We start from the raw sequence: 26,484 nt of genomic DNA, 5'->3' as shown, positions 1-26,484 counted from the left end.
ACCACCTGGGTTACCTGCTCCACAGCCAGGTGCAGGCGCTGGCTGGTGCGCAACACTTCGCCAATCAGGCCGCGCTGGCTGTCGAGGAAGCGATTGAAACCACGGGCCAGATCACCCAGTTCATCCTGACGGGCATCGTCCAGGCGATGGCTGAGGTCCCCGCTCCCGCCGCCGATTTCTACCAGCGCAGCGGTGACGCGGCGAATCGGCCGTACCAACCCACGCGCCAGCAGTACCACCAGCAGCAGCGAAATCAACGCAACCGCGCCGCCGATCAGGCTGGTCAGCCACACCGCCTGGCGCATCTGCGCGTAGATTTCTGCCTTCGGCACTTCGGCCACCAAGGTCCAGTTCAGGTCGCGCAAAGGCAACCCCAGCGCCAGGTAGTCTTCGCCGTCTCGGCTGAACTGGCCGCTGTGCAGTTGCCCCCCCTTGGCCATGACCGCCCTGGCTGCGTCCTCGCCCATTTGCTCGGCGAGCTGGCGCTTGCCGCTGAAGGCCGCGTCCGGATGCACCTGGATCAGGCCGTCGTTGCGCACCAGGAAGACCTTGCCGTGCTCGCCGAAGCTGAAATCGTGGATCAGTTTCGACAGCTCGGTCATGCGCAGGCCCATGCCGGCCACGCCGACCAGCTTGCCAGCCTTTTCCACCCGGTAATCGATGAACAGCGCCAGTTCGCCCGTGGCATGGTCGATGTCGATATTCACCAGGCGTTCGGCGCCGCTGTCGATGTAGCCGTAGAACCACTTGTCATTGGGGTTGTCGCGGCTGAGGACGCGGTCCAGGCCAACCTCGTTGTAGTAGTTGCCGGTTTCGGTCGAGGCGAACAGCGTGGTGAATGCATGGTTGCGTTGCTTGGCAGCCTGCAGGTACTCCAGGAATTGCGGCGTTTGAGCGGGATCCTCACCGCCGGCGAGCCAGTCACGCAGCAGCGTGTTGCCCGCGATGTCAGCCGCAGCCACCAGGGGCTGGCCAAGCATGCGCTCGATGTCGTTGCGAATTGCTTCGATGCTGGCCGGCAAGGCCGTTTCCAGCAGATAACGCTCGGTCAGACGGTTGAGCGCCACCGTGAAGATGATCACCACCACCAGAATGCTCGCCAGCAGGGCGGCGCCCATGCTTGCAATCAATTGCCACTGGATGCTCTTACGCCAGATACGCATGCCCCTGCTCCCCGCTCATTATTGTTTTGCGAGAAGTGTATACACTTGCGTATTCAGTTAATCCAGTGATCTGGAACAATGCATGGGACGCTGGGGCTGCCTTGCAGCCCCAGCATTCAATCAGGACTCAGCGATGGTCCGAACGATAGCGTCCACCGTGGCGTCGATCTGCGCCTGGGTACGCTCGAGGGTCTGCTGGTGTTCCTTCTGCAGTTCAACCTGCTTGGAACACAGGTTCAGCGCGGCCAGCACCAGCAATTTGTCGCCGATCAGGGTCGGGTACTGGCGCTTGGTTTCGTTCAGCGCGGTGTTGAGCATCCGCACTGCCTGGGCCAAGGTTTCTTCCTGGCCTTCGGGCGCCTTGATCGAATAGTCGCTGCCGAGGATCGACACGACATTGATCGGCTGCGCTTGCAGTCTCATGCGCCGACGACGCCGGCACTGGCGCGCTCGACCAGCGCCTGGATGCGCGCAGCGGTGGCGCCGTGTTTCTCTTCCTGCTCCATCAGCGACAGTTGCAGGGTTTCGTTTTCTTCCTTGGCCTGGGCCAGAGCCTGGCCGAGGGTAGTGTTCTGCTCGGTGAGTTGAGCGTTTTTCTGCATCAGGTCGCTGACCAGTTGCTCGAGTTGATTCAGGGAGGCTTCCAGCATGGGTCTATCTCGGGTTGTTGCAAAGGGCGCACACGATAAAGAAAAGCGTGAGCCCCCGCCATTAAATATCGGATTCTTAAGGTTTCTACCCCGCAGATTGACAGGGTATCGGGCCCCTTGTTCCGACCTGGATCAACCGCCGGTCAGGTAAATAGTTAGCTGGCTCACATTTTCCCTGGCTCAGCCTCAAGACTCATCAGTCACGACCGATAGACAGGTAGGTCATATTTCGTCGCACGGACCGCGCCTCCATATTCCCTCCTGGATTCTTCCCCATGTCTCTACGCAACATGAACATCGCCCCGCGCGCGTTGCTCGGGTTCGCCCTGATCGGCGTGCTCATGCTCGGCCTCGGTATCTTTTCGCTCATGCAGATGGGCAACATCCGCCAGGCCGGTGTGGCCATCGAAAACATCAGCGTGCCCAGCATCAAGACCCTGGATGAACTGACGGCACTCAACCTGCGTCTGCGCACCCTGTCCTATCGCCTGCTGCTCAACCGCGAGCCGGAAACCCAGCGCGATACCCTCAACCTGCTGGACCAGCGCAACGCCCAGATCGACCGTGCCCGCCAGGCCTACCTGCCGATGATTGGTGCCGCCGACGAGCAGGCCGCCTTCGACCAGTACACCCAACTGCTCAACCAGTACCGCCAGCTCGAGTCGCGCATGCGCAGCCTGAGCCAGGCCGACCGCCTGGACGAACTGCGTGACCTGCTCAATCGCGACCTGCTGGCCAACTCCGAACAGATCAACAAGATCATGGACACCCTGGTGCAGATCAACACTGACCAGACCCGCGCCACCAATGAAACCGCCGCCAGCCAGTACGCCGCCGCCTTCGCCCTGGTGATCGGCCTGTTGATCGCCGCCACTGTGCTGACCTTCCTCTGCGCCTTCCTGCTGACCCGCAGTATCGTCAAGCCGATCGAAGAAGCACTGCAGGCAGCCGAACAGGTGGCCGACGGCGACCTGACCAAGGTCATCCGCGCCGAAGGCAGCGACGAAGCGGCCCGCCTGCAGCGCGCCATGGCCCGCATGCAGGACAAGTTGCGCGACACCCTGCAACTGATTGCCGGTTCCGCCACCCAGCTGGCCTCGGCCGCCGAGGAGCTGAACTGCGTCACCGACGAAAGCGCCCGTGGCCTGCAACAGCAGAACAACGAAATCGAACAGGCCGCCACGGCCGTCACCGAGATGACCAGTGCCGTGGAAGAAGTCGCGCGCAATGCGGTCAGCACGTCGGAAGCTTCAAGCGAAGCCAGCTGCTCGGCCGGCGACGGTCGTGACCTGGTCATGGAAACCGTGGGCGCCATCGAACGCATGAGCGGTGACGTGCAGGCCACCGCCAAGCTGATCACCCACCTGGCCGAACAATCGCGCGACATCGGCAAGGTGCTCGACGTGATCCGCGGCCTGGCCGACCAGACCAACCTGCTGGCGCTGAACGCCGCGATCGAAGCGGCGCGTGCCGGTGAGGCCGGGCGTGGTTTTGCCGTGGTGGCGGATGAAGTGCGGGCGCTGGCCCATCGCACCCAGCAGTCGACCAGCGAGATCGAGCGCATGATCGGCAGCATCCAGGGCGGTACCGAACAGGCGGTAGAGTCGATGCGCACCAGCACCGAGCGCGCCGAGTCGACGCTGAACATCGCCAAGGGTGCGGGCATGGCGCTGGATACCATTGCCGGGGCTGTGGCGCAGATCAACGAGCGTAACCTGGTGATCGCCAGTGCGGCCGAGGAGCAGGCCCAGGTGGCGCGGGAAGTGGACCGCAACCTGGTGAACATCAATGATTTGTCGGTGCAGAGTGCTACCGGGGCGCATCAGACCAGCGCGGCGAGTGCCGAGCTGTCGCGCCTGGCGGTGGATTTGAATGGGTTGGTAGCGCGCTTCCGTACCTGACTTCAGAAAGCCGGGGCCGCTTTGCGGCGCCGGCAATCTCGGATCAGTAATCGATCCGCACATCCCCTTTCGGCACACTGCAGCACGACAGGATGTAGCCCTCGGCCTCGTCTTCCTCGGTAATCCCGCCGTTGTGCTCCATCTCCACTTCGCCGCCCAGCTTGAGCACCTTGCAGGTCCCGCATATGCCCATGCCGCAGGCCTTCGGAATCATCAACCCGACTTTCGCCGCCGCCGCATGCACGGTCTCGCCCGGGGCGACGCGGATGCTCTTCTCGCTGCCGATGAACTCCACCAGGTTGAGGTCCGAAGCATCCAATTCCGGCGCATCGGCCGCCTGCTCGGCATGTTCCACGGCATCGGCCTTGGCCTCTGCCGGCGTCGCGCCGAACGACTCCTCATGGTAGTTCTTCATGTCGAAGCCAACCGCCTCGAGCATGCGCTTGACCGCCGTCATGTACGGCGTCGGGCCGCAGCAGAAGATCGTGCGCTCCATGTAGTCCGGCGCGATCAGCTCCATCAGGCGCTGGTTCAGGTAGCCGCGATAACCCGCCCACGGCTCACCCAGCCCGTGCTTCTCGCAGATGATGTGCAGGCTGAAGTTGGGGATGCGCGAAGCCATCTGTTCCAGCTCGCGGTGGTAGATGATGTCTTTCGGTGAACGGGCGCTGTGCACGAACACCATGTCGACGTTGGCGTTGGTGTCGTAGAACCAGCGCGCCATCGACATCACCGGGGTAATGCCCACGCCACCGGAAAGGTAGAGCACCTTGCCTGCCGGGAAGTCGATGGCGTTGAACAGCCCCACCGGCCCGTGCACCGGCAGCTCGGCGCCTTCGTGCATGGTGTCGTGGAGGAAGTTGGACACCAGCCCGCCCGGCACGCGCTTGACCGTGATCGAGAAGCTGTAGGGCACCGACGGCGAACTGGAGATGGTGTACGAGCGCATCACCGGCTTGCCTTCGATCTCCAGCTCCAGGGTGACGAACTGCCCGGGCTTGAAGAAGAACATGATCGGCTGGTCGGCCATGAAGCAGAAGGTGCGCACGTCCCAGGTCTCCTGGATGACCTTGACGCAGCGCACGATGTGGCGGCCGTTGGCCCAGGTCTGGGTGGTGACCGGATTGAGGAAGGTATCGGACATGTTCATCTCCAGCGGCCGACTATGGCCCTTTTCATGGCTCCGATAATGCTCAACCCGTGAGCGCCGTACATTCCTGCCAGCGACATCGGCGTGCTCATCGCGACCAGCCCCGCGCTGCAAGGGCTGGCGCGTCGTAATTCAAATCGGCCATGTCGCCCATGGATACGGTTCGTGGCGTCTTCGGACGCACACTCCACGGCAAAACAACTCGCTGTTTTTTTCAGAAGAGCAGCCTTGCGGCACCACAACAACGATTAGCCACCTTTTGCCGGCCGCACACGGCCCCGAGGAATACACGATGGACGTCACCGCAACCCTGAGCCTGGGCGATCCACTGGAACCTGCACGCAAGGCCACCGCCGAGATGCTGCAGACCCGCGAGCGCACCTACTCGCTGCCCCAGCCGTTCTACACCGACGAGCGTCTGTTCCAGATTGACATGCAGGAGATCTTCCAGAAGGAATGGCTGATCGCCGGCATGACTTGCGAGATCCCGGCCAAGGGCAACTACATCACCCTGCAGATCGGCAAGAACCCGATCCTGGTGGTGCGTGGTGCTGAAGGCAAGGTGCATGCCTTCCATAACGTCTGCCGCCACCGCGGCTCGCGTCTGTGCGTGAGCGACAAGGGCAAGGTGGCCAAGCTGGTCTGCCACTACCACCAGTGGACCTACGAGCTGGACGGCCGCCTGCTGTTCGCCGGCACCGAAATGGGCGCCGACTTCGACATGAAGGAATACGGCCTGAAGCCTGTGCATGTGAAGGTTTCCGGCGGCTACATCTTCATCAGCCTGGCGGAAAACCCGCCTGCCATCGACGAGTTCCTGGCCACCCTGGACCACTACATGGAACCGTACGACATGGAAAACACCAAGGTGGCGGTGCAGACCACCTTGATGGAAAAGGCCAACTGGAAGCTGGTACTGGAGAACAACCGCGAGTGCTACCACTGCTCCGGTTCGCACCCGGAACTGCTGCAGACCCTGCTGGAGTGGGACGACACCAACGACCCGCGCGCCAGCCAGGAATTCAAGGACCACGTGGCCGCTTCCGCCGCCGCCTGGGAAGCCGAGAAGATCCCGTACCTGCACAAGAGCCATGGTCTGCGTAACCGCATCGTGCGCATGCCGCTGCTCAAGGGCACCGTGTCGATGACCATGGACGGCAAGCAGGCCTGCCAGAAGCTGATGGGCCGCATCAAGAACCCGGACCTGGGCTCGATGCGCATCCTGCACCTGCCGCACTCGTGGAACCACTGCATGGGCGACCACATGATCGTCTTCACCGTGTGGCCGATCAGCGCCCAGGAGACCATGGTCACCACCAAGTGGCTGGTGCACAAGGATGCCGTCGAAGGCGTGGACTACAACCCTGAGCACATGCGCAAGGTGTGGGACGCCACCAACGACCAGGACCGCCGCCTGGCCGAAGAGAACCAGCGCGGGATCAACTCCACCGCTTACCAGCCTGGGCCTTACTCGAAGACCTACGAGTTTGGTGTGGTCAACTTCATCGACTGGTACAGCCAGCGCTTGCTGAACAACCTGGGGGCGGAGCCGGCGCCTTATCTGAAGGAAGTGCAGGCGCAGTAAACAGGTTTGAACCAGGCAGGCAAGCGATTGGTTGCCTGGTTCTTATCTTCACAGGCGAGTAACTGGCCCCCCCAGTTTTTCACGAATCGTCCGAACAGCAATGCGGCTTAAGGTCTGCACCTGAGTTACCCCTGTCAGAATTCCCAGCGTTTCCAAAGCCACACCGGGGATCCGGGCTGGTGATTCCCGCAGATAGGGCACCACCACTGTCGCGTGCTGCTGGAGGTTCACAAGACGCTCCAAGAGACCTAGGCCCGTGGCCGCAGCCCCTGCCACGACACTCTCCTTGACGGTCGGGATGGCTGGCGCCCCTTGCTCGCCCCATAGCAAAGCAGATGCAGCGACTTTCAAAGTCCCCTTGTGAACCTTGGCGAAGACCTGGAATTGTTGGGAAAGTGTAGGCGCGGAATTCCACAAACGCCCCTGAACGACTACCTTGAACGCTGACAAGACCCCGTCGGTGACGTTAAGTGCGCCTTCTGCCAAGACTGTCAGGAAAATTGAGTTATGTATGGAGAATGCGCCATTGCGATCGACTCGATTGACTGGGTCGCTGGAGCAATAGGTATAGGCATTGATGCCACCAACACCGAATGGGCTCAGAGCATCAGCACTGTGGAATCTCATGAGTATCGGGTTATAGGTGCGATGACCATTGCCCAAGTGATAGACACCGCTCATTGCGTCACGATGCTCTCCACAGAATGCCAATCTGCTACGAGCCGAATGACATGAGTGGCCATAAGGCAGATAAGCCATGCTCAACACGCCTCCCATGCCTGGTAGGGCCTATTGCTGGAACTCGCCAGGCGCACCCCAAAAAGCCGCAATGCTCATAGCCTGCTGTCTTCATTTCTGATGTCATAACTACTCGCGCGCGCACTCCAGCGATTGGCAATGGACCTGGCTACGCCCGCTACCGCGCCAGTTACGGCATTCACCACATCCCCCGCAGCAGCGACGACAGTCCTTCCTGCGCTGACAGCACCGCGCCCAACACGCATTGCTGCACCGACCACCAAATCGAGGCTTGTGGCCTCATAAGCGCCGCGCTTCAAGGCATGACCAGGTGATCGCCCTGCGGCAGCAGCCTGATTCCACCAGCGATAAGCAGCACGCCCCTCATAGATGAGCGTTGCCGAAACGACCAGTGTTCCGGAAACTGCATTTGCGTAACTACCTAATTGATTCAACATTGGCGCACGCGCGGGACTAATCATCGCCCCAACTGCGGCGCCACGTGCGACCAAACCCGTACTGCCGCCTGTGGTCAAGGCGCGGGATATATATTGATCGGTCAGGCGCTGAGTCCAAGAGACAACGCCGCCAGAAGGATTGGCATGGTGATTCCCCCTGAAGCTCACGCCTGCGCCGATCGTTACTGCATTACCGGTCGCAAAGATGCCTTGCACCAGCCAATCCAACCAGGACCGCCCAGACGGATCACTGCGATTGATCGGATCACCAGCACAATATGCGTAGGCATTTAGCCCACCCGCTGAGAAAGGGCTCATGTCATCCGGACTGTGAAAACGCATCAAGCGGGGATTGAATGCACGCCTGCCATTACCAAGCAGATAACAGCCGGTGTTTGCATCACGTGGTTGCCCAGTGAACCCCAAGACTGGACCACCTTGATCAGCACGATAACCGTAAGGTGTATAGGCGCGCATGGACGCTTCGGCTTCAGCGAACATTGAACGGTTGTGATAGGTCGTTAACAAACGAACAGGAGGCATATTTTATGCGTTCGCGTTAGAGGAGTCTGTCAACGACAAAACTAATCGAGTTTGCCAGCTTGCGAAACTGGCAGAAATGCCAGGTGCTCAGGTGTGTACTCTCTGCTCGATCAGACGAACGCGTGGATTCTGCCGGCAGACCAGTAAAGCAGACAGTTTATCCACAGCCCTCTCTATAGCAGTTGTGGTAATGGCGATCCTTGTGCTGGCGCAGCGCTTTTCACACCACTGTACAAAATTCGCTCAATTCCATGAAAGCCTTATTCCATAAGGCCTGCTGGTAAACTCGAACACCTTGTCCACAGATCGATGAACAGAAATTCTTAACAACTCCCTAACATGCTCGTCTCGCCTTGTGCATAAGTACCTGATACGCCCAATTCACACGGTATCCAGCGTTGCCACTGACAAATGATCGATTATTGATCAAATTGCCATAGGCCTTGAATTACGGTGCCTGCCAACGAGTCCAAACATGTTATCCACAAGGTCACCAACAGTGATTGTGGGCAATCTATGAAGACGCAACCTCAGATCTGGGAAAGCGCTCATCCAAAAGCCTGTTCATTTTCTGATCAAGTTCTTGGAGCCTTTTAAATACGCTGGCTTCAGCAAAGCACAAACACTTTATCCACACCTTGGCGAACAGATTCCGTGGGCAAAATCCCACTGACCTATCATTTTTAACAGTATTCCTGAGATCGCCCGTGTGTTTGAGTGATAGCTATCAATTAGCCATCACCCGAAGGAACGACTTATGCACAGCCGCCAGACAGGTACTGTGAAATGGTTTCATCAAGGTCACGGGATGGGCGTGATCAGCGCTGAGGGACAGCAGGCGAACTACCTGGTGCTGCGCTGTGCAGCAAGGAACAAAGGGTTGTCGGCGGGGCAGAGGGTGTCATTCGAACCGGTGAGCGAAGGGCTGGCGAACTGGGCGTTCAACGTGGTCCGGCAATAACCGCTTTTTGTAGGAGCGGCCTTGTGTCGCGAAAGGGTCGCGTAGCGGCCCCGGCATTCTCAGCGCTGATGAATTGCTGGGGCCGCTACGCAGCCCTTTCGCGACACAAGGCCGCTCCTACAGGAACGCGCCGCCGGATTCAGCGCAGTACGCCCTCCTCCACCAGCAACTTAAGGATGGCTTCGGCGCCTTCCTGTGGAGAAACATCCTTCAGCACCTTGCCCCCGCCGCCACTGGCCTTGGCGGTGGCTGCCTTCATCCGGTCCGCACCGCTCTTGGCCTTGATCACCTTGAGCCGCTTGGGCCGTGGCCGCGCCGGTTGCAGCTCGGCATCCGCCAACAGTGCATCTTCAACGATCGCCACGTTGCGCGCCGCCAACACACCGCGGCGAGCAGGGCCGAAGGCGCTCTGGCGCGGTTTGGGCGCTGCGTTATCCACAGTTGCCAATAGCGGCAGGCGCACTTTCAGACGGCGCCGTTGGCCACGTGGCAGCGCTTGCAGCACCTGGGCAGTACCGTTGTCGATCGACTCCACTTCGGCCAGCCCCACCACCAACGGCCAGCCAAGCTTCTCGGCCAGCAGGAACGGCAGCATGCCCGACCCTTCACCGGTCTCGGCCTGGCTGCCGGTCAGCACCAGCTGAGCGCCAGCATCGCGCAGGTAATCACCCAGCACGCCCAATACATCGGCGCCGGCCGGCTGTTCCAGCACGTCCAGATGGTCCAGGCCCATGCCCAGGTAGGCGCGCAGTGCTTCCTCCCGCGGGTCGCCGGCATGCACCACTTGCAAGTTATCCCCAGCCAGCTGCAAACCCAGTTCAACGGCGCGGGCATCCTGCTCGGCGCGGCGGGCGCGGCCGGAGCTGGGGTGGGCACCGATGGAAACCAGGCTGATCACTTTCGTACTCATGCTCGTGCCCTTATGCCGCGTCGCGTTGAGCGCCGCTGCGGAAGTTGTCCACAGCCTCGATCAAAGCCTGGAGAATTGCCGAACTGTCGCCAATCACCGACAGGTCAGCCCGCTTGATCATGTCGCAGCCTGGGTCCATGTTGATCGCGACCACCTTGTCGCAGGCACCGATGCCCTGCAGGTGCTGGATCGCGCCAGAGATACCCACAGCCACGTAGACCCGTGCAGTCACCCAGGTACCGGTGGCACCGACCTGACGGTTGCGCGGCATGAAGCCGTCGTCCACCGCCACCCGCGAGGCGCCTTCGGTGGCGCCGAGGGCCGCCGTGGCCTTGTGGTACAGGTCCCAGTCCTTGACCCCGTTGCCGCCCGAGACGATGAACTCGGCCTCGGCCATGGCGATGGTCGCCGGGTCGACGGCCACCGAACCCAGGTCTTCGATGCGCGACAGGCTGCGCACCACGCTTGTGGACAACTCCACCGGCAGCGCTTCGTGACGGGTTTCGCTGACCGGCTCGGCACACTCCGCCGCGCCCAGGATCAGCCGTGGCACGGAGCGTTGCAGGTCTTGCTGGCCGGCACCGGCACGGCCGATGCACTGGCCATCCTTGACCTGCCAAACCCGCGTTGCCGGGCGCTCGCCAAGCGACGCGCCAAGGCGCCGCCCCAGCTCACCGCCACCGCTGCGGCTGTCGGGCAGCAGCCAGTGGCGCGGCGTGAACTGGTTATCCACAGCACGCAGGCCCTGCACCAGTTGCTCCGGTGCATAACCTTCGAATTCCTCGCCTTCGAGCACCAGCAGGCGGTCGACACCGGCTGTGGAAAAGTTGCTTTCCTTGTGTTCGCCGAACACCACAGCCAGCACCGCACCGTCGCTGCCGGCGAGGCCGTGGGCCAGGCCCAGCAGGTCGCGGTCGTGGCTGCTCAGGCGGCCGCCGACCATGTCTGGCACCACGGCGATATAGAACGCCGGCGCCGGGACCTGGTGCAGCGGCAGCTGCACTTCGGCTGCCGCCGTACGCCGCCCACCGACACCGGTGCCCTGCTGGGCGCCGCTGCGGTCGATGCGCTTGAGCCCGGCCGGGCCGATGAAACCCGCGGCGATGGCATGGGGGTTCTTGCGGATCAGGCCGTTTGGCCCCATCCAGCGAGTCTGCTGCGTCTGCATCGCCGCGTGCAGCGGATGCAGACGGTTACGGGCGATCCACTCGGCGCGTGGGTCGCGGCGGATGATGTCGCTCATCAATGCACCTCCGCAGTTTCGCGTTTAACCGTTGGCGACTTTGGGGCCGCAGGCGTGTCCTCTTCGATCAGCACATCAGCCACCAGCTCGGCGAGGTCCTTGATCTGTGGGCGCGGTTCGACCACGCCTTCGAGCATTGCGGTGCACTGTGGGCAGCCTACGGCCACCAGCTCGGCCTGGGTCTCGCGAATGTCATCCATGCGCATGTCCGGAATCCGCTGCTTGCCAGGGATGTCGGTGATCGGCGCACCGCCACCACCACCGCAGCAACGGGAACGGAAGCCCGAGCGCTCCATTTCGCGCACTTCGATACCCAGCGCCTTGAGCACTTCACGCGGGGCTTCATATTCGCCGTTATAGCGGCCCAGGTAGCACGGGTCGTGGTAGGTGACGCTGCCGCCCTTGTGCTGGCCGAGGTTCAACTTCTTGGCCGCGATCAGTTCGGCGATATACGTGCTGTGGTGCTGCACCTGATACTCGCCACCGAGTGCACCATATTCATTTTTCAGCACATGGAAGCTGTGCGGGTCGCAGGTGACGATGCGCTGGAACTTGTACTTGGCCAGGGTCTGGATGTTGCGCTTGGCCAGTTGCTGGAAGGTCGCTTCATCGCCCAGGCGGCGCGCCACGTCGCCGCTGTCGCGCTCTTCCAGGCCGAGTACGGCAAAGTCCACGCCCGACGCCTTGAGCACCTTGACGAACGAGCGCAGGGTGCGCTGATTGCGCATGTCGAAGGCACCGTCACCAACCCAGAACAGCACCTCGGTGGATTTCACATCCGCCATGAGTTGCAGGTTGAGGTCGGCCGCCCAGTTCATCCGCCCGCCCGGGGCAAAGCCGCCAGGGTTGTCGGTGGCGATCAGGTTTTCCAGGACCTCGGCGCCCTTGTTCGGGGTCGCGCCCTTTTCCAGGGTGAGGTGGCGGCGCATGTCGACGATGGCATCGACGTGCTCGATCATCATCGGGCACTCCTCGACGCAAGCGCGGCAGGTGGTGCACGACCACAGCGTCTCGGCGTCGACCAGGCCGTTGACGATCGGCTGGTGCGGGTTGCCGCCGTGCTCGCCGATCGGCTTGCCCGGGTACGGGCTACCGGCAAAGTTGGCATCGCTGCCACCGGCCAGGCCGATGACCATGTCCTGGATGAGCTTTTTCGGGTTCAGTGGCTGGCCGGCGGCAAATGCCGGGCACATCGCTTCACATTTACCGCACTGCACGCAGGCGTCGAAGCCGAGCAGCTGGTTCCAGGTGAAGTCCACCGGCTTTTCCACGCCCAGCGGCGCGTTCGGGTCTTCCAGGTCCAGCGGCTTGAGGCCGGTGGAGCGGCCGCCGCCAAAGCGTTCGGCACGGCGGTGCCAGGCCAGGTGCAGGGCACCGGCGAAGGCGTGTTTCATCGGGCCGCCCCAGGTCATGCCGAAGAACAGCTCCGACACGCCCCACAGCACGCCCAGGCCGAGGATGCCGACCATGACCCAGCCGCCGGTGTTGGCCGGGAGGATGCCGGCGACCGGCAAGGTGGCGATGAAGAAGCTCGCGGCAAACACCAGCAGGCTTTTCGGCAGGCGCATCCACGGGCCCTTGGACAGGCGCGAAGGCGGGTTCAGGCGACGCTTGAAGACGAAGATGGCACCGCTGAACATGATCACCGTGGCGACCAGCAGCGCATAGCCGAGGATCTTGCTCTGCAGGCCGAAACCGTGCACCAGGATCGCCAGGGCGGCCGACAGCACGAAGCCGCCAGCGGTGGCCACGTGGGTCTTGGACATGTACTTGTCGCGCTCGACCACATGGTGCAGGTCAACCAGGTAACGCCGCGGCATGGCCAGCAGGCCGCCGATCAGGTTGACCTTGCTCGGCCGGCCACGCCGCCACATGCGCACCCGGCGCAGGGCGCCGAGCACTGCCAGGCCAAGGGCAGCGAACAGCAGGATGGGTAGAAGGGTGTTCAACATGGGAGGCTCCCACAACAGCTGGATTCTTGCGCCACTCTCAAGTGCGGCGCGGACCCCTGTAGGAGCGGCCTTGTGTCGCGAAAGGGCTGCGAAGCGGCCCCAGCTATTCGTCAGCGCTGAGAATGCTGGGGCCGCTCCGCGACCCTTTCGCGACACAAGGCCGCTCCTACAGGGGGGCCAGTCCCGCCTCTAGAGAGGCGGTGCGATCAGAAGTCCTTGCACAGGCGCAAGGCGTCGTAGATCGCCGCATGCACGTTGCGCTGGGCCACGCAGTCGCCGATGCGGTACAGCAGGTAGCCCTCGCCCGGCTGGCTGAGGATCGGCTGTGGCTTGATGGCGAACAGCGCCTCCACGTCGATCTGGCCCTTGTTGCGCGAACCTTCCTTCAGCGCGTAGTACAGCTGCTCGTCCGGACGCACGCCGTTTTCCACCACCACCTGGTCGACCACGCGTTCTTCCTTGGCACCGGTGTATTCGTTCTCCAGCACCGCCACCAGCTTGTCGCCTTCGCGGTAGACCTTTTCCAGCATCATGTCGCCGGTCATGATCACTTCTTTCGGGTACATGCTGCGGTAGTAGGTCGGGAAGGTGGTACCGCCCATGGCCACGCCCGGCTTGATGTCGTCGGTGACGATCTCGACCTGGCTGCCCTTGTCGGCGATGAAGTCGGCCACCGACATGCCGGTGAATTCGCAGATGGTGTCGTACACCAGCACGTTCTTGCCCGGTGCGACCTTGCCGTCGAGCACGTCCCAGCTGCTGACCACCAGCCCTTCGGCGGCGCCCCAGTGCTCGTTCTGCTCGAGGAACGAATGGCCACCCACCGCCAGCACGATGACGTCCGGGCGCAGATCCTGGATGGTCGCCACGTCCGCGGCAGTGCCCAGGCGCAGGTCGACCTTCAGGCGTGCCAGCTCCAGCTGGTACCAGCGGGTGATACCGGCAATCTGGTCACGCTGCGGCGCCTTGGCGGCGATGGTGATCTGCCCGCCGATCTGGTCCTTCTTCTCGAACAGGGTCACGTCGTGGCCGCGTTCGGCCGCCACGCGGGCCGCTTCCATGCCGGCAGGGCCGGCGCCAACCACCACCACCTTGCGCTTGACGCCGGTGGTCTTCTCGATGATGTGCGGCACGCCCATGTATTCACGGGAGGTCGCGGCGTTCTGGATGCACAGCACATCCAGGCCCTGGTACTGGCGGTCGATGCAGTAGTTGGCACCGACGCACTGCTTGATCTGGTCGATCTGGCCCATCTTGATCTTGGCGATCAGGTGCGGGTCGGCCATGTGCGCACGGGTCATGCCGACCATGTCCACGTAGCCGCCTTCCAGAATGCGCGTGGCCTGGTTCGGATCCTTGATGTTCTGCGCGTGCAGCACCGGGACCTTGACCACTTCCTTGATGCCGGCCGCCAGGTGCAGGAACGGCTCCGGCGGGTAGCTCATGTTGGGGATGACGTTGGCCAGGGTGTTGTGGGTGTCGCAGCCCGAGCCGACCACACCGATGAAGTCGAGCATGCCGGTGGCGTCGTAGTAGGCGGCGATCTGCTTCATGTCCTCGTGGCTGAGGCCATCGGGGTGGAACTCGTCACCACAGATACGCATGCCGACGCAGAAGTCATCGCCGACTTCGGCACGTACAGCTTTCAGCACTTCCATGCCGAACTTCATCCGGCCTTCGAAGGTACCGCCCCATTCGTCGGTGCGCTTGTTGACCCGCGGGCTCCAGAACTGGTCGATCATGTGCTGGTGCACGGCCGACAGTTCCACACCGTCCAGGCCGCCCTCCTTGGCACGCCGCGCAGCCTGCGCGTAGTTGCCGATCACGCGCCAGATCTCTTCCACCTCGATGGTCTTGCAGGTGGCGCGGTGCACGGGTTCACGGATGCCCGACGGTGACATCAGGGTCGGCCAGTTGAAGCCGTCCCAACGCGAGCGGCGGCCCATGTGGGTAATCTGGATCATGATCTTGGCGCCGTGCTTGTGCATGGCGTCAGCGAGGTTCTGGAAGTGCGGGATGATGCGGTCGGTCGACAGGTTGACCGAGGCCCACCATTCCTGCGGGCTGTCGATGGCGACGACAGACGAGCCGCCGCAGATCGCCAGGCCGATGCCGCCCTTGGCCTTCTCTTCGTAGTACTTCACGTAGCGCTCGGTGGTCATGCCGCCGTCAGTGGCGTAGACCTCGGCGTGCGCGGTGCTGAGTACACGGTTGCGGATGGTCAGTTTGCCGATCTGGATCGGCTGGAACATTGCTTCGAATGCCATGACGCTATCTCCGGCTTACAACGGCTTTGTAACGAACAGGCCATCTTCGTGGCCTTCTTCCGACCCGCCGTAGACCTGTTCGGCCACGGTGCGGATCTTGCTGCCGCGGGCAGCGAGAATCTGGTCCATGGCACCGGCGAACCAGCCGGTGAACATGTAGTCGACCTTGCGGCCGCACTTGCCATAGACGTACACAAACGCGGAGTGCTTGAGCTTGACGCTGCAGGTGCCCTTGTCCAGGTCGATGTCCTGGATCTCGAACAGGCCCCAGCCGCGCTGGGACAGGCGCTTCATGTAGTGCTCGAACACTGCCACGCCTTCCAGGCCATGGCATTCGGCTTCCTTCTCGCACCAGTGCCAGGCGGACTTGTAGCCGGCCTTGTAGAGGATCTCGGCATAGGCGTCGGCGCCCAGCACTTCCTCGATGCCGATGTGGTTGTTGACGAAGAAATGGCGCGGCACATACAGCATCGGCAGGGCGTCGCTGGTCCAGACACCGGTCTCGCTGTCGACTTCGATTGGCAATTGCGGGGCGATCTTGGCCATGGAAACTCAACTCCATAAAATTTTTATGTGGGTGCCCCGGCGTTGCTGGCAGGGGCTATCAGGCTTGGAGAGCGGCTTACTCGCCCCAGACGTCCTTGAGGACGTTGACCCAGTTCTCGCCCATGATCTTGCGCACCACGCGCTCGGAATGGCCGCGCTTGAGCAAGGTCTCGGTGAGGTTGGGGAATTCGCCGACGGTGCGAATGCCCAGCGGGTTGATGATCTTGCCGAAGTTGGTCAGGCGACGGGCATAGCCCTTGTCGTGGGTCAGGTACTCGAAGAAGTCCTGGCCGTGGCCCTGGGTGAAGTCGGTACCGATACCGATGGCGTCTTCACCGACGATGTTCATGGTGTACTCGATGGCTTCGGCGTAGTCGTCGATGGTCGAGTCGATGCCCTTGGCCAGGAACGGCGCGAACATGGTCACGCCGACGAAGCCGCCGTGGTCGGCGATGAACTTAAGCTCCGCGTCCGACTTGTTGCGCGGGTGTTCCTTCAGGCCCGAAGGCAGGCAGTGGGAGTAGCAGACCGGTTTTTTCGATTCGAGGATGACTTCCTCGGAGGTCTTGGAGCCGACGTGGGACAGGTCGCACATGATGCCGACGCGGTTCATCTCGGCGACGATCTCGCGGCCGAAGCCCGACAGGCCGCCATCACGCTCGTAGCAACCGGTGCCGACCAGGTTCTGGGTGTTGTAGCACATCTGCACGATGCCCACGCCCAGCTGCTTGAACACGTCGACGTAGGCGATCTGGTCTTCGAAGGCGTGGGCGTTCTGGAAGCCGAAGAGAATGCCGGTCTTGCCCAGCTCCTTGGCCTTGCGGATGTCGGCGGTGGTACGCACTGGCATCACCAGGTCGCTGTTGTCGCGGATCAGCTTCTGGCTGGCGGCGATCTGGTCGACGGTCGCCTTGAAGCCTTCCCAGACCGACACCGTGCAGTTGGCCGCGGTCAGCCCGCCCTTGCGCATGTCCTCGAACAGCTCGCGGTTCCATTTGGCAATGATCAGGCCGTCGATGACGATGCTGTCGGCGTGAAGTTCGGCTGGGCTCATCAGGCTGTCCCCTTTGTTGATTTGGGCCGCGCCGAATCTTCTGCCGGCGCTTTGGGGCCAGCATATGCCTGTGCCCAAAGGCGCCCCGATGCAAAAACGACAGGGGGTTTGCCGAAAGCGTCAATGCGCGCAGATAAGGCGAACACCGGAGCCAAAGGGGTCCGGTGCTCAAGGTTGCGAGGGGCGGGCGCAGTTAAGGCGCGGAGGGGCTGAGCGCTAGAGTCCACAAGTCAGCGGCAAAGCTGTTGCCGGAACGCTCCATGGTCATGCCGTCGGGTACATCATGCATTTCGCGGAAGTTCGGGACTGCAAATCGAAACCAGACTCCGCGATAGGTTTGGAACCCACCCGTCTGCGATGATCCCATGAATGTGAACATTCCGAGATGCATCAGACCAAGAAAGGCAACCAATATTTCTTCGGTATGAAGCCGCATATCGGCGTCGATGCGGCTAACGTGGCCGATGTCACGCAGGTCGCCGAGCTGTCGCATGGCGAAGGCCGGGAAATGTCTTCGCATACGATTCTATCGGTCACTTTTTCGTCAAATGACACTGTAAGTGCGCTGAAAATCACAACTTTCCGTCAAGGGTCGATAAGTTGATCGGACTTGAGCTAAACATTATCAAGCGCAAGTCAGCAGCTAAGTCTTTGCCTGCTCGTGTCATGCTTAAACCGTCTGGCAGATCATGAATTTCCCGGAAGTTCGGGATTCTAAAATACAACCATGAAATCCCTGTATAGCTGTGGTTCGCTTGAAGCCCCTGCCCTCCCACAAAAACCACGGTTCCAGAATCGAAAACCACCCTTGCAGAGCGTGCTTTCTTAGAGAACGCATAACATTCAGTGTCTTCAATCGGGACCATTACCCGCTCCATCTTGAAGGTGCAGCTCTGCCCACGAAGATCTTCCTGGTCGTAGAGAGTTATCTCAGGGTACTTAACAGGCGTTTTTGACGCTTGAGAAACCGAGGTAACCAACTGATTCATAATACCGCCTCGATAATCTACTCTCAGCCCTTTGGGAGTTTGAATTGCCTTATCGAACGAACCGATGGTGAACGCGCCCGTGTAGTCACCACTAAAACAGCGCTCTTGGTTGTGGTACCCCCTGAAGCAAAGCGTGCCACCTGCCACAAAGTCCTTCACTTCTGCAGATTTCGCGACAATACCCCAGTTGTAACAACCGCTTTCGTTGATTTCCATCTCCGGCATATTCCGTCGATACTCAAAACCACAGGAATCGCCCGTAAGGTTTTCGCCTTTATACAATGTGATATGGAACGATTTAGGCGGTCCTTCGGGAACCGATTTACGTGAAATTGTTGCCACATCATACCGCAATGCGTCACCGCGACTAGTCATCGTCAATGCTTCGGGCAACTCGAAGATCTCGGATGACTGTGAAGGTAACGAGATAGCACCCTTATAGTTACCTCTTATGCAACGTTGATCGGTAGGATTGCTGCCCTGAAGACACACCGTGTCATTCAAAAAATTTTCTATTTTTACCGAGGCCACACGGTGCTCCCAACCCGGGCAACCGATGCCACTCAGTGGCATCGCACTATCGCCACCGACCGTGGAGTACGAGCCGTAACAACGGTTACCTTCAAAGTTTTCTTCATCATAGAACGTTACAATCAGAGTGCGCGCATGTTGAAGAATGGGCCGTTTCGCAAACCCGCCGAAGGTTAAGTTTAGCGGGCGACCACTGACCGTAATATCTAGATCATCTGGCAGATTAGGCATACCCTCTAACGTATCGACGGAGAAACTGCCTGAGTAATTTCCGGAAATACAACGTTCAGGCCCAGCTTGCCGCGCACGAAGACACACTGTGTCACCGGGCTGGAAATTATCTACTTTCAGCGAGCCCACGTTGAGGTATTCCCCCCCACCACAGGAAGTATCAGCAACCTTTACGTGTTCTAAACTACGCTCGTAGTAAAATGAACAACTGTCCCCCTGCATATCGGGTTTCTTATACAGTGTGGCTCGCAGATCATCCGGGTTCACCGACCCCCCAGCCACCGAGATGATTGCACGGTTCAAGCCCCCGCCCTTGCTCCGCATGTGCATGCCGGGGACCAGAGCCGGTTCTCCGCTGAATGACTTGATTGAGAAGTTACCCGAATACTTACCGTAGAAGCACCTTTCTCGCTGCAGCGAGTTATCTGCGAAGCACAGCAAGGCGGTAGGCGGAAAACGCTGTATCAGTGCCGATGACGCCCTGTTGCCCCACCCTTTGCAGGATGTGTCATCCAGGCGCACACGGCTGGTGCCGCGAGGAATAGCAAAATCGCAACTGGCGCCGGTGAAGCTTTCACCTTCATAGAGTTGGATAGCAATCATATTCGGATCCGACCTGAGCGGCAGATCCATTTGCTCGGGTTTTACCACGCCGCTGCCAAGCAGCACCGGTTCCACCTTCAATGTCATAAATGACCAGTCAAACGTCAAGCGCAGGTACGATTGCCCCATCAGCGAACCGCTGTAGAATACCGGCACGCCTCCATACAGGACCCTGCCTTTTCCAAACATGAGGTGATCGTGACCGTTAAATATTGCAACGACCTTGTATTTTTTGACCATATCGGCAAACCAGCCATTGCGATGCAAACCCGTCGTCCAAACGTCCATCCGATGAAAGTTAATGATGATTTGCTCACCCCGCGCGCTGGCTGCCGCCAAATCCTGCTCAAGCCAGTTCATTGCTGAGGTTATGCTGAAATACACCTTATCTTTTCCAGTACCGGCCCCGCCTGTTGAAAAATTGACGGTGTAACTCGGTTCATTATTTAGTTGAACGATGTGAACACGACCCACCGTAACAGAGTAGGCGAGAGAACCTGTGGTTGTACTGGGCATACGCCACGTCCAATCAAACGCTGACTGCGGCCTGGCCGACATCGCTATTGGATATACCCAGGTGATCAGGTCACACACCGAATCGCGTGCGCAGCCATTATTAGCGCAATCGTTTACGTTGTTCGAGTAGTCATGATTGCCAAGGCCCGGCAACATCAGAGGACCAGCGATGCGCCCAGGTAAGTTCTGACGAAACACGGATCGGGTGATTTTTCTTTCGTTGCCATGACCGAACTCTGACATGTCGCCGTTGATGATCACCGGCACATAGTAGGGTTGATTTCGTTCAGCACGAATTGCTTTGAGCGTGGGCACAATTTTTTCGAGCCACTTGCTTTCCCCTACTCTTTCGTCCCAAGGTTGCCGTGATGCGATATAACGAAATGCCTGCGGGTCCGATGCGACGATCATTACCTGTTTGTTGCCGGGATATTCCACCAAGTTATTCCAACCTGGCTTTATATACTCTTCGAAACTTTCCGAGTCACTGGCACCGCAACCGAGCCTGGCTAATATTGCCGAAGTGTTATCACTATCGGCATAGGTAACTCCACTAAGCGCTAGCCAAAAAACACCAGCAAGCCACACAAACATACAAACAATGATCCTCCTTTTGCCCGACATTTTGAGACCTCCTGTTATTCACATTACCAATGTAAGTAGGCTTTAAAAGCTCTACAACTGGCAGAAATACCAGGTGATCGCTCAGCCCCTGACCCGGCTCGGTCAAGGTTGTTTCACTACCTTTACTCGGGCGGATGGGTGAATATTGCCCCAGGCACTGTTACGTCTGCTAAGGGGAACATCAATGAAATCAAGGGTATGGCTGGCATTGCTGGTTATCTGTGTTAACGCCCAAGCCGGCGAAGAAGAAAGCACCCCGTGCGACAACGTCGAGAGCGACCAGCAGACCTTCGCTTGCGCGGCATTCAACAAGCAGACCGCCGAGCGCGAGCTGAAATCGGCGTACGACGACCTGATCCAGCGCATTCGCGACCAATATGCTGACGAAGGCGACAAGGCCACTGCCCTGGTCGGGCGCATGGATGCCGCCGAGAAGCTGTGGGCGCAGCTGCGTGATGCCGACTGCAAGGTCGAGACCTATGCCGAGAAGCCAGGAAGCAAGGCGTTCCAGGCAGCTTGGGATACCTGTGTGGCACAGCGCAGTGATGACCGTTCGGAGTACCTGCAGTCCATTGGGCAGCAGTAAACCTGCTCCGGCCTCTTCGCGGGACAAGCCCGCTGCCACAGGTTTTTCATTGCTTCAAAGACTGTGGTATCCCTGTGGGAGCGGGCTTGCCCCGCGAAGAGGCCGATACAGGAAAGCATCAAACGACCCGGGCCAAGCGGTCCTCCCGCGGACACCGCTCGAACCGCACCCGGTAACAGCGGGTGAAATACGAAGCCGACTCGAACCCGCACGCCACCGCGACCTCCAGCACGCTCATGTCGGTCTGGCGCAACAACTGCCGCGCCTTGTCCAGCCGCAACCGCAGATAGAAGCCACTGGGCGTGTCGTCCAGATGCAAGCGGAACAGGCGCTCCAGCTGCCGTCGGGTCACCTGTATCGCATCGGCCAGCACTTGGGTATTGAGCGGCTGCTCGAGGTTGCGCTCCATCTCGCCGATCACCTTCACCAGCTTCTTGTTGCTGATGCCGTAACGGCTGGCGATCTGCATGCGCTGGTGGTCCTGTCGCGGGCGGATACGCCCGAGCACGAACTGCTCGGACACCTGCACCGCCAGCTCGCTGCCATGGGCCTGGCCGATCAGGTCGAGCATCAGGTCGATCGACGCGGTGCCACCGGCACAAGTGATGCGCCGGCGGTCGATTTCGAATAGCTCCTGGGTCACCTGCAAGCGTGGATAACGCTCCTTGAACGCGTCCAGCGCTTCCCAGTGCAGGGTGGCGCGGTAACCGTCGAGCAAACCGGCCTCGGCCAGCACCACCGGGCCGGTGTCGATACCACCGAGAATCACGCCTTCATGATCGAGCCGGCGCAGCACCTGCTGCAGCCTCGGGCCATAACAGGCCAGTGGCTCGAAGCCGGCGACGATCAGCAGCACCCCGCCCGCTTCGCCTTCCCCCAATGCGCCATCGGCATTCACCGACATGCCGTTGCTCGCGAGTACCGCACCGCCATCCAGGCTCAGCACACGCCAGCGATACGATGGCCCCTTGAAGCGGTTGGCCACGCGCAGTGGTTCCAGGGCACTGATGAACCCCATCGCCGAGAACCCCGGCAACAACAGGAAATGAATCAGTTGCGGCATTGCATGCTCCACGACAGAAGGTGGTCGCCTCCGTGCAAATCTTGGTCGCCAGGGTGCGATTTCCCACCCTGTCGCCAGCGTAGCTTATCCACACGGCCCGCAGAGGCCGCCCTCAATAACAATATGTACTGCCGATGGAGAGCCACCATGCACAGCTTGATCCGCCGCAGCCTGTTGACCCTTGCCCTGAGCAGCATCGCTTCCACCCCGCTTTTCGCCGCCGAGCCCGCAGCTTGCAAGAACGTACGCCTGGGCGTGGTCAACTGGACCGACGTCATCGCCACCAGCGCCATGGCCCAGGTGCTGCTCGACGGCCTGGGTTACCAGACCAAGCAGACCAGCGCCTCGCAGCAGATCATCTTCGCCGGTATCCGCGACAAGCGCCTGGACATGTTCCTGGGTTACTGGAACCCGATCATGACCCAGACCATCACCCCGTTCGTCGACGCCAACCAGGTCAAGGTCCTGGAAAAACCCAGCCTGGAAGACGCCCGCGCCACCCTCGCCGTGCCGAAATACCTGTATGACAAGGGCCTGAAGACCTTCGCCGACATCCACAAGTTCGAGAAAGAGCTGGGCGGCAAGATCTACGGCATCGAGCCCGGTTCCGGCGCCAACACCCAGATCAAGGCGATGATCACCAAGAACCAGTTCGACCTGGGCAAGTTCCAGCTGGTCGAGTCCAGCGAAGCGGGCATGCTCGCCGCCGTCGACCGCGCCGTGCGACGCAAGGAAGCCGTGGTGTTCTTCGGCTGGGCGCCGCACCCGATGAACGTGAACATCGACATGGCCTACCTGGGCGACAGCCAGGACGCCCTGGGGCCGGATGAAGGCCGTGCCACGGTGTGGACGGTAACCGCCCCGGACTACGCCGAACGCTGCCCCAACGCCCACCGCCTGCTGGCCAACCTGAACTTCAGCGCCGAGGACGAGAGCCGCATGATGCAGCCGCTGCTCGACCACAAGGATGCACTGGAATCGGCCCGCCAGTGGCTCAAGGACCACCCCGACGACAAAGCCCGCTGGCTTGAGGGTGTGACCACCTTCGATGGCAAGCCTGCCGCCGACAACCTCAAGCTCACCGCCAACTGACAGGGCCTCTTCGCCTGTAGGAGCGGCCTTGTGTCGCGAAAGGGCTGCGCCAGCAGCCCCAGGTTTTTTGCGCCCTGCTGAAAGCCGGGGGCCGCTTCGCGGCCCTTTCGCGACACACGGCCGCTCCTACAAGTGAAAGGGCCAGCAAAGACAACCCAAGGAACCTCGCCATGAACCACGACGTCATCATCACCTGCGCCCTCACCGGCGCTGGCGACACGGTCGCCAAGAGCCACCTGGTCCCGGTCACCCCGAAACAGATCGCCGAATCCGCCGTGGAAGCCGCCAAGGCCGGCGCCACCGTGGTCCACTGCCACGTCCGCGATCCACAGACCGGCCGTTTCAGCCGCGACGTGGCGCTTTACCGCGAAGTCATGGAGCGCATCCGCGAGGCCGACGTCGACATCATCGTCAACCTCACCGCCGGCATGGGCGGCGACCTGGAAATCGGCCCGGGTGAGTCGCCAATGGAGTTCGGCCCCGGCACCGACCTGATCGGCCCGCTGGAGCGTCTGGCCCACGTCGAAGCACTGCTGCCGGAAATCTGCACCCTCGACTGCGGCACCCTCAACTTCGGCGACGGCAACGCCATCTACGTCTCCACCCCTGCGCAGCTGCGCGCTGGTGCCAAGCGCATCACCGAGCTGGGCGTGAAAGCCGAGCTGGAAATTTTCGACACCGGCCACCTGTGGTTCGCCAAGCAGATGATCAAAGAAGGCCTGCTCGAAGACCCGCTGTTCCAGCTGTGCCTGGGCATCCCGTGGGGCGCACCGGCTGATACCACCACAATGAAGGCCATGGTCGACAACCTGCCGGCCAACGTCACCTGGGCCGGCTTCGGCATCGGCCGCATGCAGATGCCGATGGCGGCGCAAGCCGTGCTGCTCGGCGGCAACGTGCGGGTCGGCCTGGAAGACAACCTGTACCTGGACCGTGGCGTGCTGGCCAGCAACGGCCAGCTGGTGGAGCGCGCCGCCGAGATCATCACCCGCATGGGTGGCCGCGTGCTCAGCCCGGCAGAAGGCCGGGAAAAAATGAACCTCAAGCGCCGCTGATTCCCTTCAGGAGACCGATATGCCCTTCATCACCAAGATCAAGACCTTCGCCGCCCTGGGTAGCGGCGTGATCGGCAGCGGCTGGGTCGCTCGCGCCCTGGCCCACGGCCTGGACGTGGTCGCCTGGGACCCTGCCCCCGGCGCCGAGCAAGCCCTGCGCAAGCGCATCGCCAACGCCTGGCCGGCACTGGAGAAACAAGGCCTGGCACCAGGCGCCTCGCAGGACCGGCTGAAATGCGTGGCCACCATCGAGGAATGCGTGCGCGACGCCGACTTCATCCAGGAAAGCGCACCCGAGCGCCTGGACCTCAAGCTCGACCTGCACGCGAAGATCAGCGCCGCCGCCAAGCCCGAAGCGATCATCGGCTCCAGCACTTCAGGGTTGCTGCCCAGCGAGTTCTACGAGTCGTCCACTCACCCTGAGCGTTGCGTGGTCGGCCACCCGTTCAACCCGGTTTACCTGCTGCCGCTGGTCGAGATCGTCGGCGGTAAGCGCACGGCCCCAGAGGCCATCGAAGCCGCCAAGAGCATCTACACCGCCCTCGGCATGCGCCCGCTGCATGTGCGCAAGGAAGTCCCCGGTTTTATCGCCGACCGCCTGCTCGAAGCGCTGTGGCGCGAGGCCCTGCACCTGGTCAACGATGGCGTGGCCAGCACCGGTGAAATCGACGACGCGATCCGTTTCGGCGCCGGCCTGCGCTGGTCGTTCATGGGCACCTTCCTCACCTACACCCTGGCCGGTGGCGATGCCGGCATGCGCCACTTCATGGCCCAGTTCGGCCCGGCGCTGAAACTGCCCTGGACCTACCTGCCAGCACCGGAGCTGACCGACAAGCTGATCGACGACGTGGTCGAAGGCACTTCGGAACAGTTGGGCGAGCGCAGCATCGCCGCGCTGGAGCGCTACCGTGATGACACGCTGCTGGCCGTGCTGGACGCGGTGAAGACCAGCAAGGCCAAGCACGGCATGGCCTTTGGCGACTGAGGAGCAGACGATGCCCGCACTGATCACCTACCGCACCCCAGTCCAGGAGGACTGGGTCGACTACAACGGGCATCTGCGCGATGCCTTTTACCTGCTGATCTTCAGCTACGCCACCGATGCGCTGATGGAGCGCATCGGCCTGGACGCCGACAGCCGCGGGCAGAGCGGCAACTCACTGTTCACCCTGGAAGCGCACATCAACTACCTGCACGAGGTGAAGCTGGGGACTGAGGTGTGGGTGCAGACGCAGATCATCGGCTTTGATCGCAAGCGCCTGCATGTCTATCACAGCCTGCATAGGGCCGGGTTCGACGAGGTGCTGGCGGCGAGTGAGCAGATGCTGTTGCATGTGGACCTGGCCGGGCCGAAGTCGGCGCCTTTCAGTGAACAGAGTGCGGCATTGCTGCAAAGCCTGGTGGACAGCCAACGCGACCTGCCGACCGCGGAATTCGTCGGCCGTGTCCTGCAACTACCCCGTTGAGCACGCAAAAAATAACCCCGGAAAGCCGTGAGCATCCGGGGCCAAGAGCGAGCAACATCCACTGTGCATGAGTGAGGGTGACCAAACCCTCGTGGACCGTGAATGGGTGCAGTCTGCTGGCTTCCCGGCGCCAGTAATTAGCCGGGAGCGACCTGTTCTTAGCCAAACCAGCCATGGCGACATTCTGCCCTTGCGGGCGTGTCGCTGCAGACACAGAATCGGTCGTAAATCACAGCAGCACTCTCTTCGCGATAAAAGGGACAACAGCCATGATGCATGCGGATTTGATAGACCAGGACGACCTGGCAGGCCACCTGCGCGCGCGCGGGTTCGACATTCCCGCCGGGGCCAGTGCCGAGCAGGCCTGCGAAGCGGTGGTACGCGGGCTGACCGAGCCTAACGCACGGGCGCTGAAGGGGATGGTGGAGCAGATGTACACCGGTAGCGCGACGATTCTGCCGGCGGTGCGCCAGGCCATCGACAAGCAGCTGTTGCCAGCACTGGCCCAGTTCAACAAACGCGCCTGATCGCGTTTTCCTGTACCGGCCTCTTCGCGGCTAAAGCCGCTCCTACAGGTATTGCACCGAGCTCGAAAGCGGTGCAGTAC

22 protein-coding genes and 2 pseudogenes are annotated in these 26,484 nt (G+C 61.1%); 10 read left to right on the top strand and 14 right to left on the bottom strand.

What is annotated here, in order from left to right; all coding sequences use genetic code 11:
* Positions 1-89: 89 nt before the first annotated feature.
* The 3 genes and pseudogenes from ACIPZ8_RS13755 to ACIPZ8_RS13745 all read right to left on the bottom strand — a co-directional run.
* Positions 90-1,118, bottom strand: a pseudogene (locus tag ACIPZ8_RS13755) (cache domain-containing protein); the annotation flags it as partial.
* 165 nt (positions 1,119-1,283) lie between these two features.
* A complete protein-coding gene (locus ACIPZ8_RS13750) occupies positions 1,284-1,586 on the bottom strand; it encodes a cell division protein ZapA (RefSeq protein ID WP_400723815.1) in 303 nt (100 codons plus the stop codon).
* Positions 1,583-1,813, bottom strand: coding sequence for a hypothetical protein (locus ACIPZ8_RS13745; RefSeq protein WP_261941869.1), 231 nt, complete (start codon positions 1,811-1,813; stop codon positions 1,583-1,585). The genes ACIPZ8_RS13750 and ACIPZ8_RS13745 overlap by 4 nt, the downstream gene beginning before the upstream one ends.
* Positions 1,814-2,088: 275 nt before the next feature.
* Between ACIPZ8_RS13745 and ACIPZ8_RS13740 the strand changes: the two genes are divergently transcribed.
* A complete protein-coding gene (locus ACIPZ8_RS13740; RefSeq protein ID WP_400723812.1) occupies positions 2,089-3,714 on the top strand; it encodes a methyl-accepting chemotaxis protein in 1,626 nt (541 codons plus the stop codon).
* A gap of 43 nt (positions 3,715-3,757) precedes the next feature.
* Here ACIPZ8_RS13740 and gbcB read toward each other — a convergent pair whose 3' ends face one another.
* A complete protein-coding gene (gene gbcB, locus ACIPZ8_RS13735) occupies positions 3,758-4,858 on the bottom strand; it encodes a glycine-betaine demethylase subunit GbcB (protein WP_400723809.1) in 1,101 nt (366 codons plus the stop codon).
* 298 nt (positions 4,859-5,156) lie between these two features.
* Here gbcB and gbcA point away from each other — a divergent pair, with 298 nt between their 5' ends.
* Positions 5,157-6,449, top strand: a complete 1,293-nt coding sequence (gene gbcA, locus ACIPZ8_RS13730) for a glycine-betaine demethylase subunit GbcA (RefSeq protein ID WP_400723806.1) — start codon at positions 5,157-5,159, stop codon at positions 6,447-6,449.
* A gap of 48 nt (positions 6,450-6,497) precedes the next feature.
* On the opposite strand, the gene ACIPZ8_RS13725 is transcribed toward gbcA, so the two are convergent.
* Positions 6,498-7,208 carry an RHS repeat-associated core domain-containing protein gene (locus ACIPZ8_RS13725; protein ID WP_400723803.1) on the bottom strand — a complete coding sequence of 237 codons (711 nt, stop codon included), beginning with the start codon at positions 7,206-7,208 and terminating at the stop codon, positions 6,498-6,500.
* A 74-nt stretch (positions 7,209-7,282) separates the two neighbouring features.
* Positions 7,283-8,146 carry an RHS repeat-associated core domain-containing protein gene (locus tag ACIPZ8_RS13720; protein ID WP_400723800.1) on the bottom strand — a complete coding sequence of 288 codons (864 nt, stop codon included), beginning with the start codon at positions 8,144-8,146 and terminating at the stop codon, positions 7,283-7,285.
* 799 nt (positions 8,147-8,945) lie between these two features.
* On the opposite strand from ACIPZ8_RS13720, the gene ACIPZ8_RS13715 reads away from it, so the two are divergent.
* Positions 8,946-9,149: a cold shock domain-containing protein gene (locus ACIPZ8_RS13715; protein WP_400723797.1), complete on the top strand. Its 204-nt coding sequence runs from the start codon at positions 8,946-8,948 to the stop codon at positions 9,147-9,149.
* A gap of 139 nt (positions 9,150-9,288) precedes the next feature.
* On the opposite strand, the gene ACIPZ8_RS13710 is transcribed toward ACIPZ8_RS13715, so the two are convergent.
* From ACIPZ8_RS13710 to ACIPZ8_RS13685, 6 genes are all read right to left on the bottom strand, one after another.
* Entirely contained in the window at positions 9,289-10,059 is a 771-nt protein-coding gene (locus ACIPZ8_RS13710) for an electron transfer flavoprotein subunit beta (protein WP_400723794.1), read from the bottom strand.
* 10 nt (positions 10,060-10,069) lie between these two features.
* Positions 10,070-11,302, bottom strand: coding sequence for an electron transfer flavoprotein subunit alpha/FixB family protein (locus ACIPZ8_RS13705; protein WP_400723791.1), 1,233 nt, complete (start codon positions 11,300-11,302; stop codon positions 10,070-10,072).
* The gene (dgcB, locus tag ACIPZ8_RS13700; protein WP_400723788.1) at positions 11,302-13,254 is read right to left on the bottom strand and encodes a dimethylglycine demethylation protein DgcB; all 1,953 of its coding nucleotides are present in this window, start codon (positions 13,252-13,254) and stop codon (positions 11,302-11,304) included. The genes ACIPZ8_RS13705 and dgcB overlap by 1 nt, the downstream gene beginning before the upstream one ends.
* A gap of 206 nt (positions 13,255-13,460) precedes the next feature.
* Entirely contained in the window at positions 13,461-15,521 is a 2,061-nt protein-coding gene (gene dgcA / locus ACIPZ8_RS13695) for a dimethylglycine demethylation protein DgcA (protein WP_159412933.1), read from the bottom strand.
* A 15-nt stretch (positions 15,522-15,536) separates the two neighbouring features.
* Positions 15,537-16,067: a DUF5943 domain-containing protein gene (locus tag ACIPZ8_RS13690; RefSeq protein ID WP_008091518.1), complete on the bottom strand. Its 531-nt coding sequence runs from the start codon at positions 16,065-16,067 to the stop codon at positions 15,537-15,539.
* Between the two features lie 76 nt (positions 16,068-16,143).
* Positions 16,144-17,121 (bottom strand): dipeptidase, encoded by a 978-nt coding sequence (locus ACIPZ8_RS13685; protein ID WP_009682902.1) that lies wholly within the window; start codon positions 17,119-17,121, stop codon positions 16,144-16,146.
* Between the two features lie 382 nt (positions 17,122-17,503).
* On the opposite strand from ACIPZ8_RS13685, the pseudogene ACIPZ8_RS13680 reads away from it, so the two are divergent.
* Positions 17,504-17,620, top strand: a pseudogene (locus ACIPZ8_RS13680) (IS5/IS1182 family transposase); the annotation flags it as partial.
* Between the two features lie 73 nt (positions 17,621-17,693).
* On the opposite strand, the gene ACIPZ8_RS13675 reads toward ACIPZ8_RS13680, so the two are convergent.
* The gene (locus tag ACIPZ8_RS13675; RefSeq protein ID WP_400723785.1) at positions 17,694-20,615 is read right to left on the bottom strand and encodes a hypothetical protein; all 2,922 of its coding nucleotides are present in this window, start codon (positions 20,613-20,615) and stop codon (positions 17,694-17,696) included.
* Between the two features lie 184 nt (positions 20,616-20,799).
* Here ACIPZ8_RS13675 and ACIPZ8_RS13670 point away from each other — a divergent pair, with 184 nt between their 5' ends.
* Positions 20,800-21,201, top strand: coding sequence for a lysozyme inhibitor LprI family protein (locus tag ACIPZ8_RS13670; protein WP_400723782.1), 402 nt, complete (start codon positions 20,800-20,802; stop codon positions 21,199-21,201).
* Between the two features lie 118 nt (positions 21,202-21,319).
* On the opposite strand, the gene ACIPZ8_RS13665 is transcribed toward ACIPZ8_RS13670, so the two are convergent.
* The gene (locus tag ACIPZ8_RS13665) at positions 21,320-22,264 is read right to left on the bottom strand and encodes a GlxA family transcriptional regulator (protein WP_400723779.1); all 945 of its coding nucleotides are present in this window, start codon (positions 22,262-22,264) and stop codon (positions 21,320-21,322) included.
* A 147-nt stretch (positions 22,265-22,411) separates the two neighbouring features.
* Here ACIPZ8_RS13665 and choX point away from each other — a divergent pair, with 147 nt between their 5' ends.
* The 5 genes from choX to ACIPZ8_RS13640 all read left to right on the top strand — a co-directional run bounded on the left by choX (position 22,412) and on the right by ACIPZ8_RS13640 (position 26,404).
* Entirely contained in the window at positions 22,412-23,356 is a 945-nt protein-coding gene (gene choX / locus ACIPZ8_RS13660) for a choline ABC transporter substrate-binding protein (protein ID WP_400723776.1), read from the top strand.
* A 170-nt stretch (positions 23,357-23,526) separates the two neighbouring features.
* Entirely contained in the window at positions 23,527-24,411 is an 885-nt protein-coding gene (locus ACIPZ8_RS13655) for a 3-keto-5-aminohexanoate cleavage protein (protein ID WP_400723773.1), read from the top strand.
* Positions 24,412-24,430: 19 nt separating this feature from the next.
* Positions 24,431-25,396: an L-carnitine dehydrogenase gene (locus tag ACIPZ8_RS13650; RefSeq protein ID WP_400723770.1), complete on the top strand. Its 966-nt coding sequence runs from the start codon at positions 24,431-24,433 to the stop codon at positions 25,394-25,396.
* Positions 25,397-25,406: 10 nt separating this feature from the next.
* Positions 25,407-25,877 (top strand): thioesterase family protein, encoded by a 471-nt coding sequence (locus ACIPZ8_RS13645; protein ID WP_400723767.1) that lies wholly within the window; start codon positions 25,407-25,409, stop codon positions 25,875-25,877.
* A 269-nt stretch (positions 25,878-26,146) separates the two neighbouring features.
* A complete protein-coding gene (locus tag ACIPZ8_RS13640; RefSeq protein ID WP_003255717.1) occupies positions 26,147-26,404 on the top strand; it encodes a hypothetical protein in 258 nt (85 codons plus the stop codon).
* Positions 26,405-26,484 lie beyond the last annotated feature (80 nt).

The organism is Pseudomonas sp. NPDC089422 (assembly GCF_044749405.1).
Classification (GTDB): Bacteria; Pseudomonadota; Gammaproteobacteria; order Pseudomonadales; family Pseudomonadaceae; genus Aquipseudomonas.
The sequence above is the reverse complement of the archived record's forward strand: the minus strand, read 5'-3'. Positions and strand labels throughout refer to the sequence as shown.

What these genes read in the sequence shown, in the direction of transcription:
- ACIPZ8_RS13750 (WP_400723815.1), bottom strand. Translation starts at nt 1,586, where the DNA reads ATGAGACTGCAAGCGCAGCCGATCAATGTCGTGTCGATCCTCGGCAGC.
- ACIPZ8_RS13745 (WP_261941869.1), bottom strand. Translation starts at nt 1,813, where the DNA reads ATGCTGGAAGCCTCCCTGAATCAACTCGAGCAACTGGTCAGCGACCTG.
- ACIPZ8_RS13740 (WP_400723812.1), top strand. Translation starts at nt 2,089, where the DNA reads ATGTCTCTACGCAACATGAACATCGCCCCGCGCGCGTTGCTCGGGTTC.
- gbcB (WP_400723809.1), bottom strand. Translation starts at nt 4,858, where the DNA reads ATGTCCGATACCTTCCTCAATCCGGTCACCACCCAGACCTGGGCCAAC.
- gbcA (WP_400723806.1), top strand. Translation starts at nt 5,157, where the DNA reads ATGGACGTCACCGCAACCCTGAGCCTGGGCGATCCACTGGAACCTGCA.
- ACIPZ8_RS13725 (WP_400723803.1), bottom strand. Translation starts at nt 7,208, where the DNA reads ATGGCTTATCTGCCTTATGGCCACTCATGTCATTCGGCTCGTAGCAGA.
- ACIPZ8_RS13720 (WP_400723800.1), bottom strand. Translation starts at nt 8,146, where the DNA reads ATGTTCGCTGAAGCCGAAGCGTCCATGCGCGCCTATACACCTTACGGT.
- ACIPZ8_RS13715 (WP_400723797.1), top strand. Translation starts at nt 8,946, where the DNA reads ATGCACAGCCGCCAGACAGGTACTGTGAAATGGTTTCATCAAGGTCAC.
- ACIPZ8_RS13710 (WP_400723794.1), bottom strand. Translation starts at nt 10,059, where the DNA reads ATGAGTACGAAAGTGATCAGCCTGGTTTCCATCGGTGCCCACCCCAGC.
- ACIPZ8_RS13705 (WP_400723791.1), bottom strand. Translation starts at nt 11,302, where the DNA reads ATGAGCGACATCATCCGCCGCGACCCACGCGCCGAGTGGATCGCCCGT.
- dgcB (WP_400723788.1), bottom strand. Translation starts at nt 13,254, where the DNA reads ATGTTGAACACCCTTCTACCCATCCTGCTGTTCGCTGCCCTTGGCCTG.
- dgcA (WP_159412933.1), bottom strand. Translation starts at nt 15,521, where the DNA reads ATGGCATTCGAAGCAATGTTCCAGCCGATCCAGATCGGCAAACTGACC.
- ACIPZ8_RS13690 (WP_008091518.1), bottom strand. Translation starts at nt 16,067, where the DNA reads ATGGCCAAGATCGCCCCGCAATTGCCAATCGAAGTCGACAGCGAGACC.
- ACIPZ8_RS13685 (WP_009682902.1), bottom strand. Translation starts at nt 17,121, where the DNA reads ATGAGCCCAGCCGAACTTCACGCCGACAGCATCGTCATCGACGGCCTG.
- ACIPZ8_RS13675 (WP_400723785.1), bottom strand. Translation starts at nt 20,615, where the DNA reads ATGTCGGGCAAAAGGAGGATCATTGTTTGTATGTTTGTGTGGCTTGCT.
- ACIPZ8_RS13670 (WP_400723782.1), top strand. Translation starts at nt 20,800, where the DNA reads ATGAAATCAAGGGTATGGCTGGCATTGCTGGTTATCTGTGTTAACGCC.
- ACIPZ8_RS13665 (WP_400723779.1), bottom strand. Translation starts at nt 22,264, where the DNA reads ATGCCGCAACTGATTCATTTCCTGTTGTTGCCGGGGTTCTCGGCGATG.
- choX (WP_400723776.1), top strand. Translation starts at nt 22,412, where the DNA reads ATGCACAGCTTGATCCGCCGCAGCCTGTTGACCCTTGCCCTGAGCAGC.
- ACIPZ8_RS13655 (WP_400723773.1), top strand. Translation starts at nt 23,527, where the DNA reads ATGAACCACGACGTCATCATCACCTGCGCCCTCACCGGCGCTGGCGAC.
- ACIPZ8_RS13650 (WP_400723770.1), top strand. Translation starts at nt 24,431, where the DNA reads ATGCCCTTCATCACCAAGATCAAGACCTTCGCCGCCCTGGGTAGCGGC.
- ACIPZ8_RS13645 (WP_400723767.1), top strand. Translation starts at nt 25,407, where the DNA reads ATGCCCGCACTGATCACCTACCGCACCCCAGTCCAGGAGGACTGGGTC.
- ACIPZ8_RS13640 (WP_003255717.1), top strand. Translation starts at nt 26,147, where the DNA reads ATGATGCATGCGGATTTGATAGACCAGGACGACCTGGCAGGCCACCTG.